The sequence below is a fragment of the Pseudomonas sp. LB3P14 genome (assembly GCF_054898045.1).
This window is the reverse complement of sequence record NZ_CM142714.1, coordinates 4,248,713-4,267,666: the sequence shown is the minus strand read 5'-3', so window position 1 is coordinate 4,267,666 and position 18,954 is coordinate 4,248,713. Positions and strand designations below refer to the sequence as shown.

20 protein-coding genes are annotated in these 18,954 nt (G+C 59.6%); 14 read left to right on the top strand and 6 right to left on the bottom strand.

The genetic code is table 11. The features are described from left to right. Positions 1 to 6: 6 nt before the first annotated feature. Entirely contained in the window at positions 7 to 531 is a 525-nt protein-coding gene (locus ACYZT5_RS19730) for a KdsC family phosphatase (RefSeq protein ID WP_462047032.1), read from the bottom strand. Then, positions 531 to 1,505, bottom strand: a complete 975-nt coding sequence (locus ACYZT5_RS19725) for a KpsF/GutQ family sugar-phosphate isomerase (RefSeq protein ID WP_462047031.1) — start codon at positions 1,503 to 1,505, stop codon at positions 531 to 533. Before ACYZT5_RS19725 ends, ACYZT5_RS19730 begins: the two co-directional genes overlap by 1 nt. A gap of 276 nt (positions 1,506 to 1,781) precedes the next feature. On the opposite strand from ACYZT5_RS19725, the gene ACYZT5_RS19720 reads away from it, so the two are divergent. The 10 genes from ACYZT5_RS19720 to hisC all read left to right on the top strand — a co-directional run bounded on the left by ACYZT5_RS19720 (position 1,782) and on the right by hisC (position 9,749). Further along, positions 1,782 to 2,591, top strand: coding sequence for an ATP-binding cassette domain-containing protein (locus tag ACYZT5_RS19720; protein ID WP_059403257.1), 810 nt, complete (start codon positions 1,782 to 1,784; stop codon positions 2,589 to 2,591). Then, positions 2,591 to 3,388, top strand: a complete 798-nt coding sequence (mlaE, locus tag ACYZT5_RS19715; protein ID WP_008150745.1) for a lipid asymmetry maintenance ABC transporter permease subunit MlaE — start codon at positions 2,591 to 2,593, stop codon at positions 3,386 to 3,388. Before ACYZT5_RS19720 ends, mlaE begins: the two co-directional genes overlap by 1 nt. Continuing rightward, positions 3,388 to 3,855, top strand: coding sequence for an outer membrane lipid asymmetry maintenance protein MlaD (gene mlaD / locus ACYZT5_RS19710; RefSeq protein WP_123365278.1), 468 nt, complete (start codon positions 3,388 to 3,390; stop codon positions 3,853 to 3,855). The genes mlaE and mlaD overlap by 1 nt, the downstream gene beginning before the upstream one ends. Positions 3,856 to 3,866: 11 nt before the next feature. Beyond that, complete coding sequence (locus tag ACYZT5_RS19705) at positions 3,867 to 4,523, top strand: MlaC/ttg2D family ABC transporter substrate-binding protein (RefSeq protein ID WP_462047030.1); 657 nt, start codon at positions 3,867 to 3,869, stop codon at positions 4,521 to 4,523. Beyond that, entirely contained in the window at positions 4,520 to 4,825 is a 306-nt protein-coding gene (locus tag ACYZT5_RS19700; RefSeq protein ID WP_462047029.1) for an STAS domain-containing protein, read from the top strand. The genes ACYZT5_RS19705 and ACYZT5_RS19700 overlap by 4 nt, the downstream gene beginning before the upstream one ends. Positions 4,826 to 4,938: 113 nt before the next feature. Beyond that, positions 4,939 to 5,178 carry a BolA family protein gene (locus tag ACYZT5_RS19695; protein ID WP_046052891.1) on the top strand — a complete coding sequence of 80 codons (240 nt, stop codon included), beginning with the start codon at positions 4,939 to 4,941 and terminating at the stop codon, positions 5,176 to 5,178. A 22-nt stretch (positions 5,179 to 5,200) separates the two neighbouring features. Next, positions 5,201 to 6,466, top strand: coding sequence for a UDP-N-acetylglucosamine 1-carboxyvinyltransferase (gene murA / locus ACYZT5_RS19690; RefSeq protein ID WP_462047028.1), 1,266 nt, complete (start codon positions 5,201 to 5,203; stop codon positions 6,464 to 6,466). A 128-nt stretch (positions 6,467 to 6,594) separates the two neighbouring features. Next, positions 6,595 to 7,230 (top strand): ATP phosphoribosyltransferase, encoded by a 636-nt coding sequence (hisG, locus tag ACYZT5_RS19685; RefSeq protein ID WP_007901570.1) that lies wholly within the window; start codon positions 6,595 to 6,597, stop codon positions 7,228 to 7,230. Between the two features lie 126 nt (positions 7,231 to 7,356). Beyond that, positions 7,357 to 8,694, top strand: coding sequence for a histidinol dehydrogenase (gene hisD, locus ACYZT5_RS19680; RefSeq protein WP_462047027.1), 1,338 nt, complete (start codon positions 7,357 to 7,359; stop codon positions 8,692 to 8,694). A 2-nt stretch (positions 8,695 to 8,696) separates the two neighbouring features. Continuing rightward, positions 8,697 to 9,749: a histidinol-phosphate transaminase gene (hisC, locus tag ACYZT5_RS19675; RefSeq protein WP_462047026.1), complete on the top strand. Its 1,053-nt coding sequence runs from the start codon at positions 8,697 to 8,699 to the stop codon at positions 9,747 to 9,749. A 121-nt stretch (positions 9,750 to 9,870) separates the two neighbouring features. Here the strand turns inward: hisC and algW are convergent, their stop codons facing one another. Continuing rightward, a complete protein-coding gene (algW, locus tag ACYZT5_RS19670) occupies positions 9,871 to 11,031 on the bottom strand; it encodes a Do family serine endopeptidase AlgW (protein WP_462047025.1) in 1,161 nt (386 codons plus the stop codon). Between the two features lie 102 nt (positions 11,032 to 11,133). Here algW and ACYZT5_RS19665 point away from each other — a divergent pair, with 102 nt between their 5' ends. The 3 genes from ACYZT5_RS19665 (at position 11,134) to cysN (ending at position 14,887) form a co-directional block, all read left to right on the top strand. Then, positions 11,134 to 11,892 carry a Nif3-like dinuclear metal center hexameric protein gene (locus ACYZT5_RS19665; RefSeq protein WP_462047024.1) on the top strand — a complete coding sequence of 253 codons (759 nt, stop codon included), beginning with the start codon at positions 11,134 to 11,136 and terminating at the stop codon, positions 11,890 to 11,892. A 169-nt stretch (positions 11,893 to 12,061) separates the two neighbouring features. Then, complete coding sequence (cysD, locus tag ACYZT5_RS19660) at positions 12,062 to 12,979, top strand: sulfate adenylyltransferase subunit CysD (protein WP_462047023.1); 918 nt, start codon at positions 12,062 to 12,064, stop codon at positions 12,977 to 12,979. Between the two features lie 9 nt (positions 12,980 to 12,988). Then, positions 12,989 to 14,887, top strand: a complete 1,899-nt coding sequence (cysN, locus tag ACYZT5_RS19655; RefSeq protein WP_462047022.1) for a sulfate adenylyltransferase subunit CysN — start codon at positions 12,989 to 12,991, stop codon at positions 14,885 to 14,887. Between the two features lie 186 nt (positions 14,888 to 15,073). Here the strand turns inward: cysN and ACYZT5_RS19650 are convergent, their stop codons facing one another. From ACYZT5_RS19650 to ACYZT5_RS19640, 3 genes are read right to left on the bottom strand one after another with little or no spacing between them, the layout of a single operon-like run. After that, positions 15,074 to 15,982 (bottom strand): acyltransferase, encoded by a 909-nt coding sequence (locus tag ACYZT5_RS19650; protein WP_462047021.1) that lies wholly within the window; start codon positions 15,980 to 15,982, stop codon positions 15,074 to 15,076. Then, positions 15,983 to 18,082: a phosphate acetyltransferase gene (gene pta / locus ACYZT5_RS19645; protein WP_462047020.1), complete on the bottom strand. Its 2,100-nt coding sequence runs from the start codon at positions 18,080 to 18,082 to the stop codon at positions 15,983 to 15,985. A gap of 60 nt (positions 18,083 to 18,142) precedes the next feature. Continuing rightward, positions 18,143 to 18,481 (bottom strand): DUF3565 domain-containing protein, encoded by a 339-nt coding sequence (locus tag ACYZT5_RS19640; protein ID WP_462047019.1) that lies wholly within the window; start codon positions 18,479 to 18,481, stop codon positions 18,143 to 18,145. Between ACYZT5_RS19640 and ACYZT5_RS19635 the strand changes: the two genes are divergently transcribed. Continuing rightward, positions 18,450 to 18,935, top strand: a complete 486-nt coding sequence (locus tag ACYZT5_RS19635; protein ID WP_007901600.1) for an FKBP-type peptidyl-prolyl cis-trans isomerase — start codon at positions 18,450 to 18,452, stop codon at positions 18,933 to 18,935. The genes ACYZT5_RS19640 and ACYZT5_RS19635 overlap by 32 nt on opposite strands. The last annotated feature ends 19 nt before the right edge of the window (positions 18,936 to 18,954 follow it).

Genomic DNA, 18,954 nt, shown 5'->3' with positions numbered 1-18,954 from the left:
GTTGGCTCACAGGTACGCGGCGTTGGCCGCATCGAGGCGGCCCTGGGCGCGCAGGATCAATTCGCAAAATTCGCGAGCGGCACCCTCGCCACCACGGGCCTGGGTGATGCCGTGGGCGTGTTCACGGACGAAACTGGCAGCGTTGGCCACCGCCATACCCAGGCCGACGCGGCGAATCACCGGCAGGTCCGGCAGGTCATCGCCGAGATAGGCGACTTCCTCATAGCTTAGGTTGAGTTGGGCAAGAAGTTCGTCGAGCACCACCAGTTTGTCTTCGCGCCCCTGGTACAGGTGTGGAATGCCGAGGTTCTTCGCTCGTCGCTCGACTACCGGGGTCTTGCGGCCGCTGATGATAGCGGTCTGCACGCCGGCTGCCATCAACATCTTGATGCCTTGGCCGTCGAGGGTGTTGAAAGACTTGAATTCGCTGCCGTCTTCGAGGAAATACAGGCGTCCGTCGGTCAGTACGCCATCGACGTCGAAAATCGCCAGCTTGATGTTCTTGCCGCGTTGCAACAGGTCGGTGCTCATCACATTACTCCTGCGCGCAGCAGATCGGACAGGTTGAAGGCGCCGATCGGACGGTCTTCCTTGTCGACTACCACCAGCGCGTTGATTCGATGGTCTTCCATGATTTTCAGGGCTTCGGCTGCCAGCATATCGGCCCGGGCGGTCTTGCCATGAACGGTCATGACCTCGTCGATGGTCGTATGGTGGATGTCGATGGTCCGGTCAAGGGTGCGGCGCAAGTCGCCGTCGGTGAAGATCCCGGCCAGTTTGCCGTCGGCCTCCAGAATCGCGGTCATGCCCAGGCCCTTGCGGGTCATTTCCATCAACGCGTCCTTGAGTAGCGTGCCACGTTGCACCTGGGGCAGTTCTGCGCCGGCGTGCATGACGGTTTCCACTTTCAGCAGCAGGCGTCGGCCAAGTGCGCCACCGGGGTGGGAAAAGGCGAAGTCTTCAGCGGTAAAACCGCGGGCTTCCAGCAGCGCAACGGCCAGGGCGTCGCCCATGACCAGCGCGGCGGTGGTCGACGAGGTCGGTGCCAGGTTAAGCGGGCAAGCTTCGTGCTCGACGTGCACGTTGAGATTGACCTCGGCAGCCTTGGCCAGCTGTGAATCAGGGTTGCCGGTCATGCTGATCAATTGAATGCCCAGACGCTTGATCAGCGGCAGCAGGGTGACGATTTCATTGGTGGAGCCGGAGTTCGACAGCGCCAGGATGATGTCGTCGCGGGTGATCATGCCCATGTCGCCGTGGCTGGCTTCGGCCGGGTGCACGAAAAAGGCCGTGGTGCCGGTGCTGGCCAGGGTGGCGGCGATCTTGTTGCCGATGTGCCCGGATTTGCCCATGCCGACCACGACCACGCGGCCTTTGCTGGCCAGAATCATCTCGCAAGCGCGTACGAAATCTGCGTCGATACGGGGCAGCAAGCCTTGTACGGCTTCCAGTTCGAGGCGGATGGTGCGTTGAGCAGATTGAATCAGGTCGCTGGATTGGCTCATGTCAGAAATCGTATAGCCTGATGAAAAGGCGGCGATTATAACGGTAATGATCGAAACCCTCACGCAAGTTCGTCGCGCTTTGTCATTCCCTGTTACCGAATACCCCTCAATAGAAGCTTTTGCCTTGTCATGTTGCTCAACATGGCCCGGCTTGGGCCTTGGGCGCTTGGCCTTTGCAGTGATATAGTTCGCCGCCAGTTCGGCCTGCCCGGGAGGTATGTGCTTTCGTCAGAAAGTCAGGCGTCCGAGTGAGAGGCTGCATCGCAAGGAGTTTAGATGAGTGCCGATAAAGCCTACGCGGTCGAGCTGAAGGGACTGACCTTCAAGCGCGGTGCGCGCAGCATTTTCAATAACGTCGATATACGTATCCCGCGCGGCAAGGTCACCGGCATCATGGGGCCTTCCGGGTGTGGCAAGACTACGCTGTTGCGGCTGATGGGCGCACAGTTGCGGCCCACCAAAGGCGAAGTCTGGGTCAACGGGCAGAACCTGCCGAAGCTGTCGCGCAGTGATCTGTTCGATGCGCGCAAGCACATGGGCGTGCTTTTTCAGAGTGGTGCACTGTTCACCGATCTCGATGTGTTCGAGAACGTCGCCTTTCCGCTACGCGTTCATACCGAACTGCCGGAAGAAATGATCCGGGACATTGTGCTGCTCAAATTGCAGGCCGTGGGCTTGCGTGGCGCCATCGACCTGATGCCTGACGAATTGTCCGGCGGCATGAAGCGTCGTGTCGCTCTGGCCCGGGCGATTGCCCTCGATCCGCAAATCCTCATGTACGACGAGCCCTTTGTCGGCCAGGACCCCATCGCCATGGGCGTGCTGGTGCGCCTGATCCGCCTGCTCAACGATGCGCTGGGCATCACCAGTATCGTGGTCTCCCACGACCTGGCCGAGACCGCGAGCATCGCCGATTACATCTATGTCGTCGGCGAGGGCCAGGTGTTGGGGCAGGGCACTCCCGAGGAACTGATGAACTCGCAGGAGCCACGCATCCGTCAATTCATGACAGGCGAGCCGGACGGTCCGGTCGCCTATCACTTTCCAGCGACGGATTACCGCGCAGATCTTCTGGGGAAGCGTTGATGCGCAAGATTTCACTAATAGAACGGGTTCGCCGGTTCGGCCACTCTGGCATTGACGTGCTGGGGGTGTTCGGCCGTTCGGCGATATTCCTGTTTCATGCCTTGCTCGGCCGTGGTGGCATTGGTGGCGGTTTTGGCCTGCTGATCAAGCAACTGCATTCAGTGGGCGTGATGTCCCTGGTGATCATCGTGGTCTCCGGGGTATTCATCGGCATGGTGCTGGCGCTGCAAGGCTTCAATATTCTATCCAGCTACGGTTCGGAGCAGGCGGTGGGCCAGATGGTTGCGCTGACGCTGTTACGTGAACTGGGGCCCGTGGTCACGGCATTGCTGTTCGCCGGGCGCGCCGGTTCGGCATTGACTGCCGAAATCGGCAACATGAAGTCCACCGAGCAGTTGTCCAGTCTGGAAATGATTGGTGTCGACCCGCTCAAGTACATCATTGCCCCGCGCCTGTGGGCCGGCTTCATTTCCCTGCCGGTGCTGGCGATGATCTTCAGCGTGGTGGGAATCTGGGGTGGTTCGTGGGTGGCCGTCGACTGGCTGGGTGTCTATGAAGGTTCCTACTGGTCCAACATGCAGAACAGCGTGACCTTTGCTGACGATGTGCTCAACGGCATCATCAAAAGCATCGTTTTCGCCTTTGTCGTGACCTGGATCGCCGTATTCCAAGGCTATGACTGCGAGCCCACTTCCGAGGGGATCAGTCGTGCCACTACCAAGACCGTGGTGTATGCCTCTTTGGCTGTACTCGGCCTGGACTTTATTCTGACCGCCTTGATGTTTGGAGATTTCTGATGCAAAACCGCACCCTGGAAATCGGTGTCGGCCTTTTCTTGCTGGCTGGCATCTTGGCTTTGCTGTTGCTGGCGTTGCGGGTGAGTGGCCTGTCCCCGAGCGCAACCACCGATACTTATAAACTTTATGCGTATTTCGACAATATCGCCGGTTTGACTGTCAGAGCTAAAGTGACCATGGCCGGTGTGACCATCGGCAAGGTCACGGCGATCGATCTGGACCGCGACAGTTTCACCGGTCGAGTGACCATGCAGCTGGAAAAGCGCGTAGATAACCTGCCGACTGACTCCACTGCATCTATCCTGACCGCTGGCCTGTTGGGCGAGAAGTACATCGGTCTCAGCGTGGGCGGGGAAGAAGCCTTGCTCAAGGATGGTTCAACCATCCACGACACACAGTCGTCGCTGGTACTTGAGGACCTGATCGGTAAATTTCTGCTCAATACCGTTAGTAAAGACGCCAAATGAGGAGCTTTTGAATGATCTCTACCTTGCGACGTGGCCTGTTGGTATTGCTCGCAGCCCTGCCGTTGATGGCTAACGCCGTGGCAGCGCCCTCAGCGCACGATATCGTGCAGGACACTACCAGTCGGTTACTGGCCGATCTGTCGGCCAATAAAGAGAAATACAAGCAAGACCCGCAAGACTTTTATACGGCGCTGAACACCATCGTCGGGCCTGTGGTGGATGCCGAGGGCATTTCCAAGAGCATCATGACGGTCAAGTACTCACGCAAAGCCACGCCTGCGCAGATGAAGACCTTTGAAGAAAACTTCAAAAAGGGTCTGTTCCAGTTCTATGGCAACGCGTTGCTCGAGTACAACAATCAGGGGATCGTCGTCGACCCAGCCAAGGATGAATCGGGAGACCGTACAAGCGTTGCCATGACGGTCAAAGGCACCAACGGCGCGATCTATCCTGTGTCTTACACACTCGAAAAGATCAATGGTGAGTGGAAACTGCGCAACGTGATCATCAACGGCATCAACATTGGCAAGCTGTTCCGTGATCAGTTCGCTGATGCGATGCAGCGCAATGGCAACGACCTGGACAAGACCATCAATGGTTGGGCCGGGGAAGTCGCCAAAGCCAAGGAAGCCAGCCAGAAGCAAACCACTGAGACGAAAGCTCAATGAGTGTGTCGGCCATTCGCATGAGCGAATCCGGCGAGCTGGCGCTTAGCGGCATGCTGGATTACCGCACCGGCCCGGGCTTGCGCAAGCAGGGGCAGGCGCTGATCAAGTCCAGCAAGGCCGCGGCACTGGTGATCGATTGCTCGGCAGTGTTGAAGTCCAGCAGTGTCGGCTTGTCGCTGCTGCTGTGCTTTATGCGTGATGCAGAGGCGGCTGGCAAGGCGTTGAGCATCCGTGGGATGCCAGAAGATATGCGCGAAATCGCTCAGGTCAGCGAATTGACCGAGCTGTTGGCGCATCCCTAACCGCATCTATAAGGAAGCCCCCCGTCAGAGTCCTGCTTCGCGGGGTTCGCAGGCGCGGGGCTTTTTTGTATGATGTCCGACCCGCGCGCACAGGGCGCCGATTGAGGTTGAGCATGCAGGCCGTAGAAGTGAAGAGCTTCCTTGAAGGAAAGCTGCCAGGAACTCAAGTAGAAGTTGAGGGCGAAGGCTGCAACTTTCAGCTGAACGTGATTAGCGATGAACTGGCGGCGTTGAGCCCGGTGAAGCGTCAGCAGCAGATCTATGCCCATTTGAACCCATGGATCACCGATGGCAGCATCCATGCGGTCACTATGAAATTTTTCAGCAGCGCGGCCTGGGCCGAGCGCACCTGAGCCCAAGGGCGTCGAGATTCTTATGGATAAATTGATTATTACCGGTGGCGTTCGTCTTGATGGCGAAATCCGCATCTCCGGGGCAAAGAACTCTGCCCTGCCGATCCTGGCTGCAACCCTGCTGTGCGATGGCCCGGTTACCGTTGCCAACCTGCCGCACCTGCACGACATCACCACCATGATCGAGCTGTTCGGTCGCATGGGCATCGAACCGGTGATCGACGAGAAACTCAGCGTCGAAATTGACCCGCGTACCATCAAGACCCTGATCGCACCGTACGAACTGGTTAAAACCATGCGTGCGTCGATTCTGGTGCTGGGCCCGATGGTTGCCCGTTTCGGTGAGGCCGAAGTCGCACTGCCTGGCGGTTGCGCCATCGGTTCGCGTCCGGTTGACCTGCACATCCGTGGCCTCGAAGCCATGGGCGCGGTCATCGACGTCGAGGGCGGCTACATCAAGGCCAAGGCGCCTGAAGGCGGCCTGCGCGGTGCGCATTTCTTCTTCGACACCGTCAGCGTGACCGGTACCGAAAACATCATGATGGCAGCCGCTCTGGCCAAGGGCCGCAGCGTTCTGGCAAACGCCGCTCGCGAACCTGAAGTCATCGACCTGGCGAACTTCCTGATCGCCATGGGCGCCAAGATCACTGGCGCCGGCACCGACACCATCACCATCGATGGCGTCGAGCGTCTGCACCCGACCACTTACAAAGTGATGCCTGACCGTATCGAAACCGGCACCTACCTGGTCGCCGCTGCCGTGACCGGCGGTCGTGTGAAGGTCAAGGACACTGATCCGACCATCCTCGAAGCTGTTCTTGAGAAACTCAAGGAATCGGGCGCGGAAATCACCTGCGGCGATGACTGGATCGAGCTGAACATGCACGGCAAGCGGCCAAAAGCCGTCAACGTGCGGACCGCTCCGTACCCGGCGTTCCCGACTGACATGCAAGCGCAGTTCATCTCGCTCAACGCCATTGCCGAAGGCACCGGTGCCGTGATCGAGACGATCTTCGAGAACCGCTTCATGCACGTTTACGAACTGCACCGCATGGGCGCCAAGATCCAGGTCGAAGGCAACACTGCCATCGTCACCGGTACCGAGAAGCTGAAAGGCGCGCCAGTCATGGCCACCGACCTGCGTGCTTCGGCCAGCCTGGTGATCTCGGCGCTGATCGCTGAAGGTGACACCCTGATCGACCGCATCTACCACATCGACCGTGGTTATGAGTGCATCGAAGAGAAACTGCAGATGCTCGGCGCCAAGATCCGCCGCGTACCGGGCTAGTTTCTGCTTTATGGGCGCAAGGACGCGCCCGTTGGTTTTGTTCCAAGTCGAGCCTGTTTCAGGCTCGATGTGTGTTCGGCGCCATTTGCGACCGGGCATGAGTACCTTGATAAGGACTGACGTTTCCCATGTTGACCATCGCACTGTCCAAGGGCCGCATCCTTGACGACACCCTGCCGCTTCTGGCTGAAGCGGGCATCGTGCCGACCGAGAATCCGGACAAGAGCCGCAAGCTGATCATCCCCACGACTCAGGCCGATGTGCGGCTGCTGATCGTGCGCGCCACGGATGTGCCGACGTACGTCGAGCATGGGGCCGCAGACCTGGGCGTCGCCGGTAAAGATGTGCTGATGGAATATGGCGGCCAAGGTTTGTACGAGCCTTTAGACCTGCGCATTGCCCTCTGCAAGCTGATGACCGCTGGCCGTGTCGGCGATGTCGAGCCCAAGGGCCGTTTGCGGGTGGCGACCAAGTTCGTCAACGTTGCCAAGCGCTACTACGCCGAACAGGGCCGCCAGGTCGACATCATCAAGCTTTACGGCTCGATGGAACTGGCGCCGCTGATCGGTCTTGCGGACAAGATCATCGACGTGGTCGACACCGGTAATACGCTGCGGGCCAACGGCCTCGAGCCACAGGATTTCATTGCCGACATCAGCTCCCGGCTGATCGTGAACAAAGCTTCGATGAAAATGCAGCACGCCCGTATCCAGGCGTTGATCGACACCCTGCGCAAGGCAGTGGAGTCTCGACACCGCGGTTGACTCACCCGCGCGGCCATAAACCGCGCCCGTCTATCCGCCTCATAGCCAGAATTCTCAGGTGCCCAAGCGGAAATGACTGCTAAGTTAGGGCGCCTGAGTTTTTGCCAATTCTATGAGGCTCTCGCTATGACCGCACCGACTGCAATTCGCCGACTCAACGCTGCTGACCCGGATTTCGCACATCATCTGGATCATCTGCTGAGCTGGGAAAGTGTGTCTGACGACTCGGTCAATCAGCGGGTGCTGGACATCATCAAGGCTGTGCGCGAGCGTGGCGATGCGGCGCTGGTGGAGTTCACCCAGAAGTTCGACGGCCTGCAAGTCGCGTCCATGGCGGACCTGATCCTGCCTCGCGAACGTCTGGAACTGGCCCTGACCCGAATCACCGTGCCTCAGCGTGAAGCGCTGGAAAAAGCCGCGGCTCGAGTACGCAGCTACCACGAGAAACAGAAACAGGATTCCTGGAGCTACACCGAAGCCGACGGCACCGTGCTGGGCCAGAAGGTCACGCCGCTGGATCGCGCCGGCCTGTATGTACCGGGTGGCAAGGCGTCTTATCCTTCCTCGGTTCTGATGAACGCAATTCCGGCCAAGGTGGCCGGCGTGACCGAAGTGGTCATGGTGGTGCCGACTCCTCGCGGTGAAATCAACGAGCTGGTGCTGGCTGCAGCCTGCATCGCTGGCGTCGACCGCGTGTTCACCATCGGCGGCGCTCAAGCAGTCGCCGCGCTGGCTTACGGTACCGAAAGCGTGCCGAAGGTCGACAAGGTGGTCGGTCCGGGCAACATCTATGTCGCCACGGCCAAGCGCCACGTGTTTGGCCAGGTCGGCATTGACATGATCGCCGGTCCATCCGAAATCCTCGTGGTGTGCGACGGCAAGACCGATCCGGACTGGATTGCCATGGACCTGTTCTCCCAGGCCGAACACGACGAAGACGCCCAGGCGATTCTGGTCAGCCCGGACGCCGAGTTCCTCGACAAGGTCGCCGCCAGTATCGCCAAATTGCTGCCGGCCATGGAGCGTGCCGAGATCATTGAAACCTCGATCAATGGCCGTGGTGCGCTGATCAAGGTTCGTGACATGGACCAAGCCATCGAAGTGGCCAACCGCATCGCGCCGGAACACCTTGAGTTGTCCGTTGCTGATCCGCAGGCCTGGCTGCCGAAGATTCGCCACGCTGGCGCGATCTTCATGGGGCGTCACACCTCTGAGGCCTTGGGCGACTACTGCGCCGGTCCGAACCACGTGTTGCCGACTTCCGGCACCGCGCGATTCTCCTCGCCGCTGGGCGTGTACGACTTCCAGAAACGCTCGTCGATCATCTTCTGCTCCGAGCAGGGTGCGTCGGAACTGGGCAAAACCGCTTCCGTGCTGGCCCGTGGCGAGTCGCTGACCGCGCACGCGCGGAGCGCCGAATACCGCATCCTCGACGAAGACTTTTCACAAGGGCAGGGGAACTGAACATGAGTAAATTCTGGAGCCCGTTCGTCAAGAATCTGGTGCCCTACGTGCCGGGCGAGCAGCCGAAACTGGCGAAACTGGTGAAGCTCAACACCAACGAAAACCCGTACGGCCCATCGCCAAAAGCCTTGGCGGCGATGCAGACCGAACTGAATGACAACCTGCGTCTGTACCCGGACCCGAACAGCGATCTGCTCAAGCAAGCGGTCGCCAAGTACTACGGCGTGCAGGGCAATCAAGTGTTCCTCGGCAACGGTTCCGATGAAGTCCTGGCGCACATCTTTCACGGTTTGCTGCAACACGATCAGCCGCTACTGTTCCCGGACATCAGCTACAGCTTCTATCCGGTTTACTGCGGCTTGTATGGCATCACCTTCGACGCGGTGCCGCTGGACGAGCAGTTCCAGATCAACCCGGCGGACTACGCCAAGCCGAACGGCGGGATCATCTTCCCGAATCCGAATGCACCGACGGGTTGCCTGTTGGCGCTGGATGCTGTGGAGCAAATCCTCAAGGCCAGCCCGGATTCGGTGGTCGTGGTCGATGAGGCTTATATCGACTTCGGTGGTGAGACAGCGATCAGCCTGGTGGACCGTTATCCGAACCTGCTGGTCACTCAGACATTGTCCAAGTCGCGCTCGCTGGCCGGCCTGCGGGTGGGTCTGGCGGTGGGGCATCCGGACCTCATCGAGGCGCTGGAGCGGATCAAGAACAGCTTCAACTCCTATCCGCTGGATCGCCTGGCGAATGTCGGTGCAGCCGCAGCGTTCGAGGATCGCGAGTACTTCGACAAGACCTGCCGGTTGGTCATCGAGAATCGTGAACAGGTCGTTGCTCAATTGGAAGCGAAGGGCTTTGAAGTGTTGCCGTCGGCGGCGAACTTCATTTTCGCCCGTCATCCGAAACATGATGCGGCGGGACTGGCGGCGAAGTTGCGCGAGCAGGGTGTGATCGTTCGGCACTTTAAGCAGGAGCGGATTGCCCAGTTCCTGCGGATTTCGATTGGCACACCGGAGCAGAATCAGGCGTTGATCGACGGCCTCGGCGAGCTTTAACTCTACTCACTGATCGTTCCTACGCTCTGCGTGGGAATGCATCCCGTGACGCTCCGCGTCACAGTGGACGCAGAGCGTCCATGGCGGCATTCCCACGCAGAGCGTGGGAACGATCAGTCACTTACTCTTCTTCTTTCTCTTTGACCGGCGCAGGTGGCGGACGCAAACCGATCTCTGCGGTGAGCTTGAGCTCTTTGCCGTTGCGCATCACCTGGACTGTGACCTTGTCGGTCGGTTTGATCCGCGCGACCTGGTTCATCGAGCGGCGACCATCGCCAGCCGGCTCGCCGTCGATGCTGAGGATCACGTCTCCCAATTGAAGGCCGGCCTTCTGTGCCGGACCGTCGCGGAAAATCCCCGCCACCACGATGCCCGGACGCCCGGACAGACCAAACGATTCCGCCAGTTCCTGACTCAGCGGCTGCACTTCAATACCTAGCCAGCCGCGAATCACCTGGCCGTGTTCGATGATCGACTTCATCACTTCCATGGCCAGTTTCACCGGGATCGCGAAACCGATGCCCTGGGAGCCGCCGGACTTGGAGAAGATCGCCGTGTTGATGCCGGTCAGGTTGCCGTTGGCATCCACCAGCGCACCGCCGGAGTTGCCTGGGTTGATCGCGGCGTCGGTCTGGATGAAGTCTTCGTAGTTGTTCAGGCCCAGCTGATTGCGCCCGGTGGCGCTGATGATGCCCATGGTCACGGTCTGGCCGACACCGAACGGGTTACCGATGGCCAGGGCCACGTCGCCGATGCGGATGTTGTCGGAACGCCCGACCGTGATCGCTGGCAAGTTCTTCAGATCAATTTTCAGTACCGCAAGGTCGGTTTCCGGGTCGCTGCCGATTACTCGGGCGAGGGTTTCACGACCGTCCTTGAGCGCCACCACGATCTGGTCGGCACCGCTGGTCACATGGTTGTTGGTCAGCAGGTAACCTTCCGGACTCATAATCACGCCGGAGCCGAGACTCGATTCCATGCGCTTCTGCTTGGGCGAATTGTCGCCGAAGAAGCGGCGGAACTGCGGGTCCTCGAACAGCGGATGGTTCGGTTTGTTGATGACTTTGGTGGTGTACAGGTTGACCACCGACGGTGCCGCCGTGGTCACCGCGTCGGCATAGGACACGGGGCCCTGTTGCATGGTGGTGGATTGCGGAGCTTGCTGCATGTTGACGTCGAGGCTTGGGAGCCCGACCCACTGCGGGTAACGCTGGATTATCAATAGAGCGATAAGCACGCCGGCCAACAGCGGCCAGCCGGAAAAACGCAGCGCCTTAAGCATTAAGCACGTCCTGAGAGGTTGCAGGCGGTATGAGACCGCCCATAATGTCGCGCATTATACGAGGCGAAGCGTGCCTCTGAACGGGATATTTAGGAGTCTTTTATGGCCGTCGCCTTGAGCACCCTGGTCGAAGAAGCCGACCGTTACCTTAGCAGTGCAAAGATTGCCGATTACTGCCCCAACGGGTTGCAGGTCGAAGGCCGGCCGCAGGTGATGCGCATCGTCAGTGGCGTCACTGCCAGCCAGGCTTTGCTCGACGCCGCTGTGGAAGCCAATGCCGATCTGGTGCTGGTGCATCACGGCTACTTCTGGAAGGGCGAGAATCCGTGCATCACGGGTATGAAGCAGCGTCGGTTGAAAACCCTGCTCAAGCACGATATCAGCCTCTTGTCCTACCATCTGCCGTTGGATTTGCACCCGGAAGTCGGCAATAACGTGCAGTTGGCACGTCAGCTGGACATCACCGTTGAAGGCCCACTGGACCCGGACAACCTCAAAGTGGTCGGCCTGGTCGGTTCATTGAACGAGCCAGTGACGGCCCGCGATTTTGCCCGTCGCGTACAAGAAGTCATGGGGCGCGAACCGTTACTGATTGAAGGCAGCGAGATGATCCGCCGCGTCGGCTGGTGCACCGGTGGTGGTCAGGGTTACATCGATCAGGCCGTGCTGGCTGGCGTCGACTTGTACCTCAGCGGTGAGGCGTCCGAGCAGACCTTCCACAGCGCCCGGGAAAACAACATCAGCTTCATCGCCGCCGGCCACCACGCCACCGAGCGCTACGGCGTTCAGGCGCTGGGGGATTATCTGGCGCGGCGTTTTGCCCTAGAGCACATCTTCATCGATTGCCCGAACCCCATCTGACTTCAAGACTGTATGGGACCATCCTGTAAGGGGGCAGCCCAAACGCGGGGGTATATTCATATACCCTTTCGATCTAGTCGGTGTCCTGATTAGAAGAGGTCGCTGTGCTAGGATTCCCCGCTCGAACACGGCCCGCTGGCCGTCCATAAGATCGTTTTCGTGAGTAGCCATGGTCGACAAACTGACGCATCTGAAACAGCTGGAGGCCGAAAGCATCCACATCATCCGCGAGGTCGCCGCCGAGTTCGATAACCCGGTGATGCTGTACTCCGTCGGTAAAGACTCCGCCGTGATGCTGCACCTTGCGCGCAAAGCATTCTTCCCGGGCAAACTGCCGTTCCCGGTGATGCACGTCGACACCCGGTGGAAGTTCAAGGAAATGTACGCGTTCCGCGACCGCATGGTCGAAGAGCTCGGCCTGGACCTGATCGTGCACGTGAACCCCGAGGGTGTTGCGCAGGGCATCAACCCTCTGACCCACGGTAGTGCCAAACACACCGATATCATGAAAACCGAAGGCCTCAAGCAGGCCCTCGACAAGTACGGTTTCGACGCCGCTTTCGGTGGTGCCCGTCGTGACGAAGAGAAATCCCGTGCCAAAGAGCGCGTGTATTCCTTCCGCGACACCAAGCACCGCTGGGACCCGAAAAACCAGCGTCCCGAGTTGTGGAACGTCTACAACGGCAAGGTCAACAAGGGCGAATCGATCCGCGTGTTCCCTTTGTCGAACTGGACCGAACTGGACATCTGGCAGTACATCTACCTCGAGGGCATCCCGATTGTGCCGCTGTATTTCGCCGCCGAGCGCGACGTCATCGAGATGAATGGCACCTGGATCATGATCGACGACGAACGCCTGCTCAATCACCTGAGCGATGAAGACAAGGCGCGCATCGTTAAGAAGAAGGTCCGTTTCCGTACACTCGGCGACTACCCGTTGACCGGTGCGGTCGAGTCCGAGGCCATCAGCCTGACCGACATCATTCAGGAAATGCTCCTGACGCGAACTTCCGAACGCCAGGGCCGAGTCATCGATCACGATGGCGCAGGCTCGATGGAAGAAAAGAAACGTCAGGGTTATTTCTAAGGGGTTGTCATGTCGCATCAATCTGAGTTGATCAGCGAGGACATCCTCGCCTATCTAGGCCAGCACGAACGCAAGGAAATGCTGCGCTTTCTTACCTGTGGCAACGTCGACGACGGCAAGAGCACCCTGATCGGGCGCCTGCTGCACGACTCCAAAATGATCTACGAAGATCACCTGGAAGCCATTACCCGCGACTCGAAAAAGGTCGGCACCACCGGCGATGACATCGACCTGGCATTGCTGGTCGACGGCCTGCAGGCCGAGCGGGAGCAGGGCATCACCATCGATGTCGCTTACCGTTATTTCTCCACCGCCAAACGCAAATTCATCATCGCCGACACCCCTGGCCATGAGCAGTACACCCGCAACATGGCCACCGGTGCGTCCACCTGTGACCTGGCGATCATCCTGGTCGACGCCCGTTACGGCGTGCAGACCCAGACCCGTCGCCACAGCTTCATTGCCTCGTTGCTCGGCATCAAACACATCGTTGTCGCCATCAACAAGATGGACCTCAACGGCTTCGACGAAACAGTTTTCGAGTCGATCAAGGCCGATTACCTGAAGTTCGCCGAAGGCATCGCGTTCAAGCCGACCACCATGGCCTTCGTGCCGATGTCGGCGCTGAAGGGCGACAACGTGGTGAACAAGTCCGAGCGCTCGCCGTGGTACACCGGCCAGTCGCTGATGGAAATTCTTGAAACCGTCGAGATCGCCAACGATCGCAACTACACCGACCTGCGTTTCCCGGTGCAGTACGTCAACCGTCCAAACCTGAACTTCCGTGGTTTCGCCGGTACCTTGGCCAGCGGCGTCGTGCACAAGGGCGACGAAGTCGTTGTGCTGCCGTCGGGCAAGAGCAGCCGCGTGAAATCCATCGTCACCTTCGAAGGTGAGCTGGAGCACGCCGGTCCAGGTCAGGCCGTCACGCTGACCATGGAAGACGAGATCGACATCTCCCGCGGCGACTTGCTGGTGCACGCCGATAACCAGCCGCTAGTGACTGATGCCTTCGACGCCATGTTGGTGTGGATGGCTGAAGAACCGATGCTGCCGGGCAAGAAATACGACATCAAGCGCGCCACCACTTACGTGCCGGGTTCGATCACCAGCATCGTCAACCGTGTTGACGTGAACACCCTGGAAGAAGGTCCGGCCAGTTCGTTGCATCTGAACGAGATCGGTCGGGTCAAGATCAGCCTCGACGCAGCCATCGCTTTGGACGGCTACGCGAGCAACCGCACCACCGGTTCGTTCATCGTCATCGATCGTTTGACCAATGGCACCGTTGCGGCCGGCATGATCATCGCTCAGCCGTTGAGCCATGGCACCAGCACGCATCACGGCAAACTGGCTCACGTTGCCACCGAAGAACGCGCCCAGCGTTTCGGCCAGCAACCGGCCACCGTGTTGTTCAGCGGTTTGTCGGGCGCGGGTAAAAGCACCCTGGCTTACGCGGTTGAACGCAAGCTGTTCGACATGGGCCGTGCGGTGTTTGTACTCGATGGTCAGAACCTGCGTCACGACCTGAACAAAGGTCTGCCACAGGACCGCGCCGGGCGTACCGAGAACTGGCGTCGTGCGGCTCACGTTGCGCGTCAGTTCAACGAGGCTGGCCTGCTGACCTTGGCAGCCTTCGTTGCACCGAATGCCGAAGGTCGTGAGCAGGCCAGGGACCTGATCGGCAAGGAGCGTCTGCTGACGGTCTACGTCCAGGCTTCTCCGACGGTCTGTGCCGAGCGTGACCCACAAGGCCTGTACGCGGCGGCCGGGGATAACATCCCGGGCGATTCCTTCCCGTACGACGTGCCGCTGGACGCCGACCTCGTGGTCGACACCCAGTCGCTGTCGCTGGAAGAAAGCGTCAAGCAAGTGCTGGATCTGCTGCGTAAACGTGGCGCGATCTAAGCGTTAGCTGCAAACAAAAAAACCGCCGACAAGTGATTGTCGGCGGTTTTTTTATGTCCGGTGATGATCGTTCCCACGCTCCGCGTGGGAATGCCGCCCGGGACGCTCCGCGTCCCTTCGCTGGCGTGACGCAGAGCGTCACAGGATGCATTCCCACGCAGAGCGTGGGAACGATCAGGGAAGGGGTTAGTGTTTGCCTGGGAATTCCCGGTGCATCTGCTCCAGCAGCGCATCCTTGTCTTCCCACAACTGATTAATCCAGCCCTGAAACTGCAGTCGATATTCCCCATCCTGGTCGTAGTTCTTGCCGATGAACTGCGGCGGAATCTTCAGTTCCTGAAAATGCACAACAACATCCTTCACATTCCCGCAGAGCAAATCCCAATAACCGGGGCGCCCGGCCGGGTAGTGAATGGTCACGTTGACGATGGCTTCCAACTGCTCCCCCATGGCATCCAGCACAAACGCAATGCCGCCAGCCTTCGGTTTGAGCAAGTGGCGGAACGGTGATTTCTGCTGCGCATGCTTGCCTTCAGTGAAGCGTGTGCCTTCGACGAAGTTGAAAATCCCCACCGGGTTATTGCGGAACTTGTCGCAAGTCTTGCGGGTGGTTTCCAGGTCTTTGCCTTTCTTCTCCGGGTGCTTTTCCAGATAGGCCTTGGAGTAGCGCTTCATGAATGGAAAACCGAGCGCCCACCACGCCAGGCCAATCACCGGCACCCAGATCAGTTCCTGTTTGAGGAAGAACTTCAACGGGCGAATCTTCCGGTTCAGCACGTACTGCAACACCATGATGTCGACCCAGCTCTGGTGGTTGCTGGTGATCAAATACGAGTGCTGATAGTCCAGGCTTTCGAGGCCGCTGAGCTTCCAGCGCGTGTGTCCGAGCAAGTCCATCCAGGCTTTGTTGTTGCTGATCCAGGCTTCGTGGATGTGGCCCATCAGCCAATCGGTAAAACGCTGGGCGGCGGGGAAGGGCAGCAGCAATTTGAAGATCGCCACGATGAACAGCGGTGCGCAGCAGACAATCGTGTTCAGCGCCAACAGCAGCGAGGCGATCACGCCACGCACGGGTGCAGGTAGGGAATCCAGCATTTAAAGATCCAAAGGTCGGTTGGCAGCTTGAATCGCGGTCAACGCGATGGTGTAGACGATGTCGTCGACTTGCGCGCCGCGCGGCAGGTCGTTCACCGGTTTGCGCAGGCCTTGCAGCATCGGCCCGAGGCTGACGCAGTCGGCGCTGCGCTGCACGGCTTTGTGGGTGGTGTTGCCGGTGTTCAGGTCGGGGAATACGAACACTGTGGCGCGACCGGCGACCTGGCTGTTCGGCGCCAGTTGCCGGGCAACGGTTTCGTTGGCGGCGGCGTCGTACTGCAATGGGCCGTCGATCAACAGCGAGTTCTGTTGTTCGTGGGCGAGCAGCGTCGCTTCGCGAACCTTCTCGACTTCTTCGCCGCTGGCCGACTCACCGCTGGAGTAACTGATCATCGCCACGCGTGGGGTGATGCCGAATGCGGCGGCCGAGTCGGCGCTTTGCAGCGCGATCTCGGCCAGTTCGCTGGCGCTCGGGTGCGGGTTCATCACGCAGTCGCCGTAAACCAGGACTTCCTCGGGGAAGAGCATGAAAAACACCGACGACACTAATGTGCAACCCGGCGCGGTCTTGATCAGTTGCAGGGCTGGGCGGATGGTGTTGGCGGTGGAGTGAATGACCCCGGACACGAGGCCGTCCACTTCATCCAGCGCCAGCATCATGGTGCCGATCACCACGGTGTCTTCCAGTTGCTGCTCGGCCATCGGCGCGTTGAGGCTTTTGGTTTTGCGCAGGGCGACCATCGGCTCGACGTAGCGCTCGCGAATCAGGTCCGGGTCAAGAATCTCCAGCCCCGGCGGCAACTCGATGCCTTGGGCGCGGGCGACGGCTTCGACGTCCTCCGGTTTCGCCAGCAACACGCAACGGGCGATACCGCGTGCCTGACAGATCGCTGCGGCTTGCACCGTCAGCGGCTCGCTGCCTTCGGGCAGAACGATGCGCTTGTTGGCGGCTTGGGCACGCTGAATCAGTTGATAGCGGAACACCGCTGGCGACAGGCGCATTTCCCGTGGCGTGCCGCAACGCTGGTGCAGCCAGTTGGCATCGAGGTGGCTGGCGACGAAGTCGGTGATGATCTCCGCCCGCTCGCGGTCGTCGATCGGGATTTCCTTGTTCAAACCGTTCAATTGGTTGGCGGTGTCGTAGGAGCCAGTGCTCACCGACAACACCGGCAGGCCGGCCTGCAACGCGCCACGGCACAGGTCCATGATGCGCGGATCGGGCAGGGTGTCGCTGGTCAGCAACAGGCCGGCCAGGGGCACGCCGTTCATGGCGGCGAGGCTGACGGCGAGGATGATGTCGTCGCGATCGCCAGGCGTCACCACCAACACGCCGGGCTTGAGCAGCTCCACGGTGTTACGCATGGTGCGGGCGCAGATGATGATTTTGGTCATGCGCCGGGTTTCGTAGTCACCGGCATTGAGAATTTGCGCGCCCATCAGGTCGGCAACGTCGCGAGTGCGCGGGGCGTTCAATTCCGGCTGGAACGGGATGCAACCCAACAGGCGGAAATCGCCACTGCGCAGCAATGGCGAATGCTCTTTCAAGCGCGAGGCAAAGGCTTCCATGCTCTCGTCGGTTTTGACTTTGTTGAGGATCACGCCGAGGACTTTCGGGTCTTTCGGACCGCCGAACAATTGCGCCTGCAATTCCACTCGACCGGAAAGCTCGGTCAGCACTTCGTTTTCCGGCGCCGAGACCAGAATCACATCGGCGTCGAGGCTCTTGGCCAAGTGCAAATTGACCCGCGCGGCGTAACTGGCGCTGCGGGTCGGGACCATGCCTTCGACGATCAGCACGTCCTTGCCGACAGCCGCCTGCTGGTAGAGGGTGATGATTTCTTCGAGCAGCTCATCCAGCTGACCGTCGCCGAGCATCCGTTCGACGTGGGCCAGGCCGAGCGGCTGAGGCGGTTTCAAGCCGTGAGTGCGGGCCACCAGTTCGGTCGACCGTTCAGGCCCGGTGTCACCCGGATGTGGCTGGGCAATCGGTTTGAAAAAACCGACTTTGAGGCCGGCTCGCTCAAGGGTACGTACCAGCCCAAGGCTGATGGAGGTCAGACCCACACCAAAATCGGTGGGTGCGATAAAAAAAGTTTGCATGCGAATTCTCTGGAGGTGCATGGCAATGGTGAAGACCTATGACTGGCCGTCTACCGAAATTCAGTCGCCAAGGTTATCGCTAACCGAGCCTTGAGCGCACCAACCGCAATCAAAGGGCTGGCCTATTTTTTCAATACGTTGCGCGGGGTCCAAGACCCAGGCCCGGGATTGCCAGGGCGGCTGGTGGCGCAGGTGCTGGGTGTGACCGCAGGAAAGCTCGGCCACCCAGTGCCCGTCCTCATCCTGATGGAAACCTGTGACCGTCGAGTCTTTCGCCACCACCCGTCTGTCCGGGTTGTGTTCGCTTTCGGGCGATTGCTTCGCTAAACTTGGCCATTCTTCATTCTTATGCAAAAGGTCTCGCCCCATGCTGATCGCCGCCAATAAGGCTGTCTCCATCGACTATACCCTGACCAACGACGCTGGTGAGGTCATCGACAGTTCCGCCGGCGGCGCGCCGCTGGTCTACCTGCAAGGCGCAGGTAACATCATTCCGGGCCTGGAAAAGGCGCTGGAAGGCAAAGCAGTCGGTGACGAACTGACGGTTGCCGTAGAGCCTGAAGATGCTTACGGCGAATACGCTGCCGAACTGGTCAGCACGTTGAGCCGCAGCATGTTCGAAGGCGTCGACGAACTGGAAGTGGGCATGCAGTTCCACGCATCCGCTCCAGATGGCCAAATGCAGATCGTCACCATTCGTGACCTGGACGGCGACGATGTCACCGTCGACGGCAACCACCCGTTGGCCGGTCAGCGCCTGAATTTCCAGGTCAAGATCATCGACATCCGTGATGCCAGCCAGGAAGAAATCGCTCATGGTCACGTCCATGGCGAAGGTGGCCATCACCACTGATTTTCTGCGCTAAGCTTTC

Bases quoted from the DNA above. Each gene is read 5' to 3' on its own strand.
- ACYZT5_RS19730 (WP_462047032.1), bottom strand. From the start codon at position 531: ATGAGCACCGACCTGTTGCAACGCGGCAAGAACATCAAGCTGGCGATT.
- ACYZT5_RS19725 (WP_462047031.1), bottom strand. From the start codon at position 1,505: ATGAGCCAATCCAGCGACCTGATTCAATCTGCTCAACGCACCATCCGC.
- ACYZT5_RS19720 (WP_059403257.1), top strand. From the start codon at position 1,782: ATGAGTGCCGATAAAGCCTACGCGGTCGAGCTGAAGGGACTGACCTTC.
- mlaE (WP_008150745.1), top strand. From the start codon at position 2,591: ATGCGCAAGATTTCACTAATAGAACGGGTTCGCCGGTTCGGCCACTCT.
- mlaD (WP_123365278.1), top strand. From the start codon at position 3,388: ATGCAAAACCGCACCCTGGAAATCGGTGTCGGCCTTTTCTTGCTGGCT.
- ACYZT5_RS19705 (WP_462047030.1), top strand. From the start codon at position 3,867: ATGATCTCTACCTTGCGACGTGGCCTGTTGGTATTGCTCGCAGCCCTG.
- ACYZT5_RS19700 (WP_462047029.1), top strand. From the start codon at position 4,520: ATGAGTGTGTCGGCCATTCGCATGAGCGAATCCGGCGAGCTGGCGCTT.
- ACYZT5_RS19695 (WP_046052891.1), top strand. From the start codon at position 4,939: ATGCAGGCCGTAGAAGTGAAGAGCTTCCTTGAAGGAAAGCTGCCAGGA.
- murA (WP_462047028.1), top strand. From the start codon at position 5,201: ATGGATAAATTGATTATTACCGGTGGCGTTCGTCTTGATGGCGAAATC.
- hisG (WP_007901570.1), top strand. From the start codon at position 6,595: ATGTTGACCATCGCACTGTCCAAGGGCCGCATCCTTGACGACACCCTG.
- hisD (WP_462047027.1), top strand. From the start codon at position 7,357: ATGACCGCACCGACTGCAATTCGCCGACTCAACGCTGCTGACCCGGAT.
- hisC (WP_462047026.1), top strand. From the start codon at position 8,697: ATGAGTAAATTCTGGAGCCCGTTCGTCAAGAATCTGGTGCCCTACGTG.
- algW (WP_462047025.1), bottom strand. From the start codon at position 11,031: ATGCTTAAGGCGCTGCGTTTTTCCGGCTGGCCGCTGTTGGCCGGCGTG.
- ACYZT5_RS19665 (WP_462047024.1), top strand. From the start codon at position 11,134: ATGGCCGTCGCCTTGAGCACCCTGGTCGAAGAAGCCGACCGTTACCTT.
- cysD (WP_462047023.1), top strand. From the start codon at position 12,062: ATGGTCGACAAACTGACGCATCTGAAACAGCTGGAGGCCGAAAGCATC.
- cysN (WP_462047022.1), top strand. From the start codon at position 12,989: ATGTCGCATCAATCTGAGTTGATCAGCGAGGACATCCTCGCCTATCTA.
- ACYZT5_RS19650 (WP_462047021.1), bottom strand. From the start codon at position 15,982: ATGCTGGATTCCCTACCTGCACCCGTGCGTGGCGTGATCGCCTCGCTG.
- pta (WP_462047020.1), bottom strand. From the start codon at position 18,082: ATGCAAACTTTTTTTATCGCACCCACCGATTTTGGTGTGGGTCTGACC.
- ACYZT5_RS19635 (WP_007901600.1), top strand. From the start codon at position 18,450: ATGCTGATCGCCGCCAATAAGGCTGTCTCCATCGACTATACCCTGACC.
- ACYZT5_RS19640 (WP_462047019.1), bottom strand. From the start codon at position 18,481: ATGGAGACAGCCTTATTGGCGGCGATCAGCATGGGGCGAGACCTTTTG.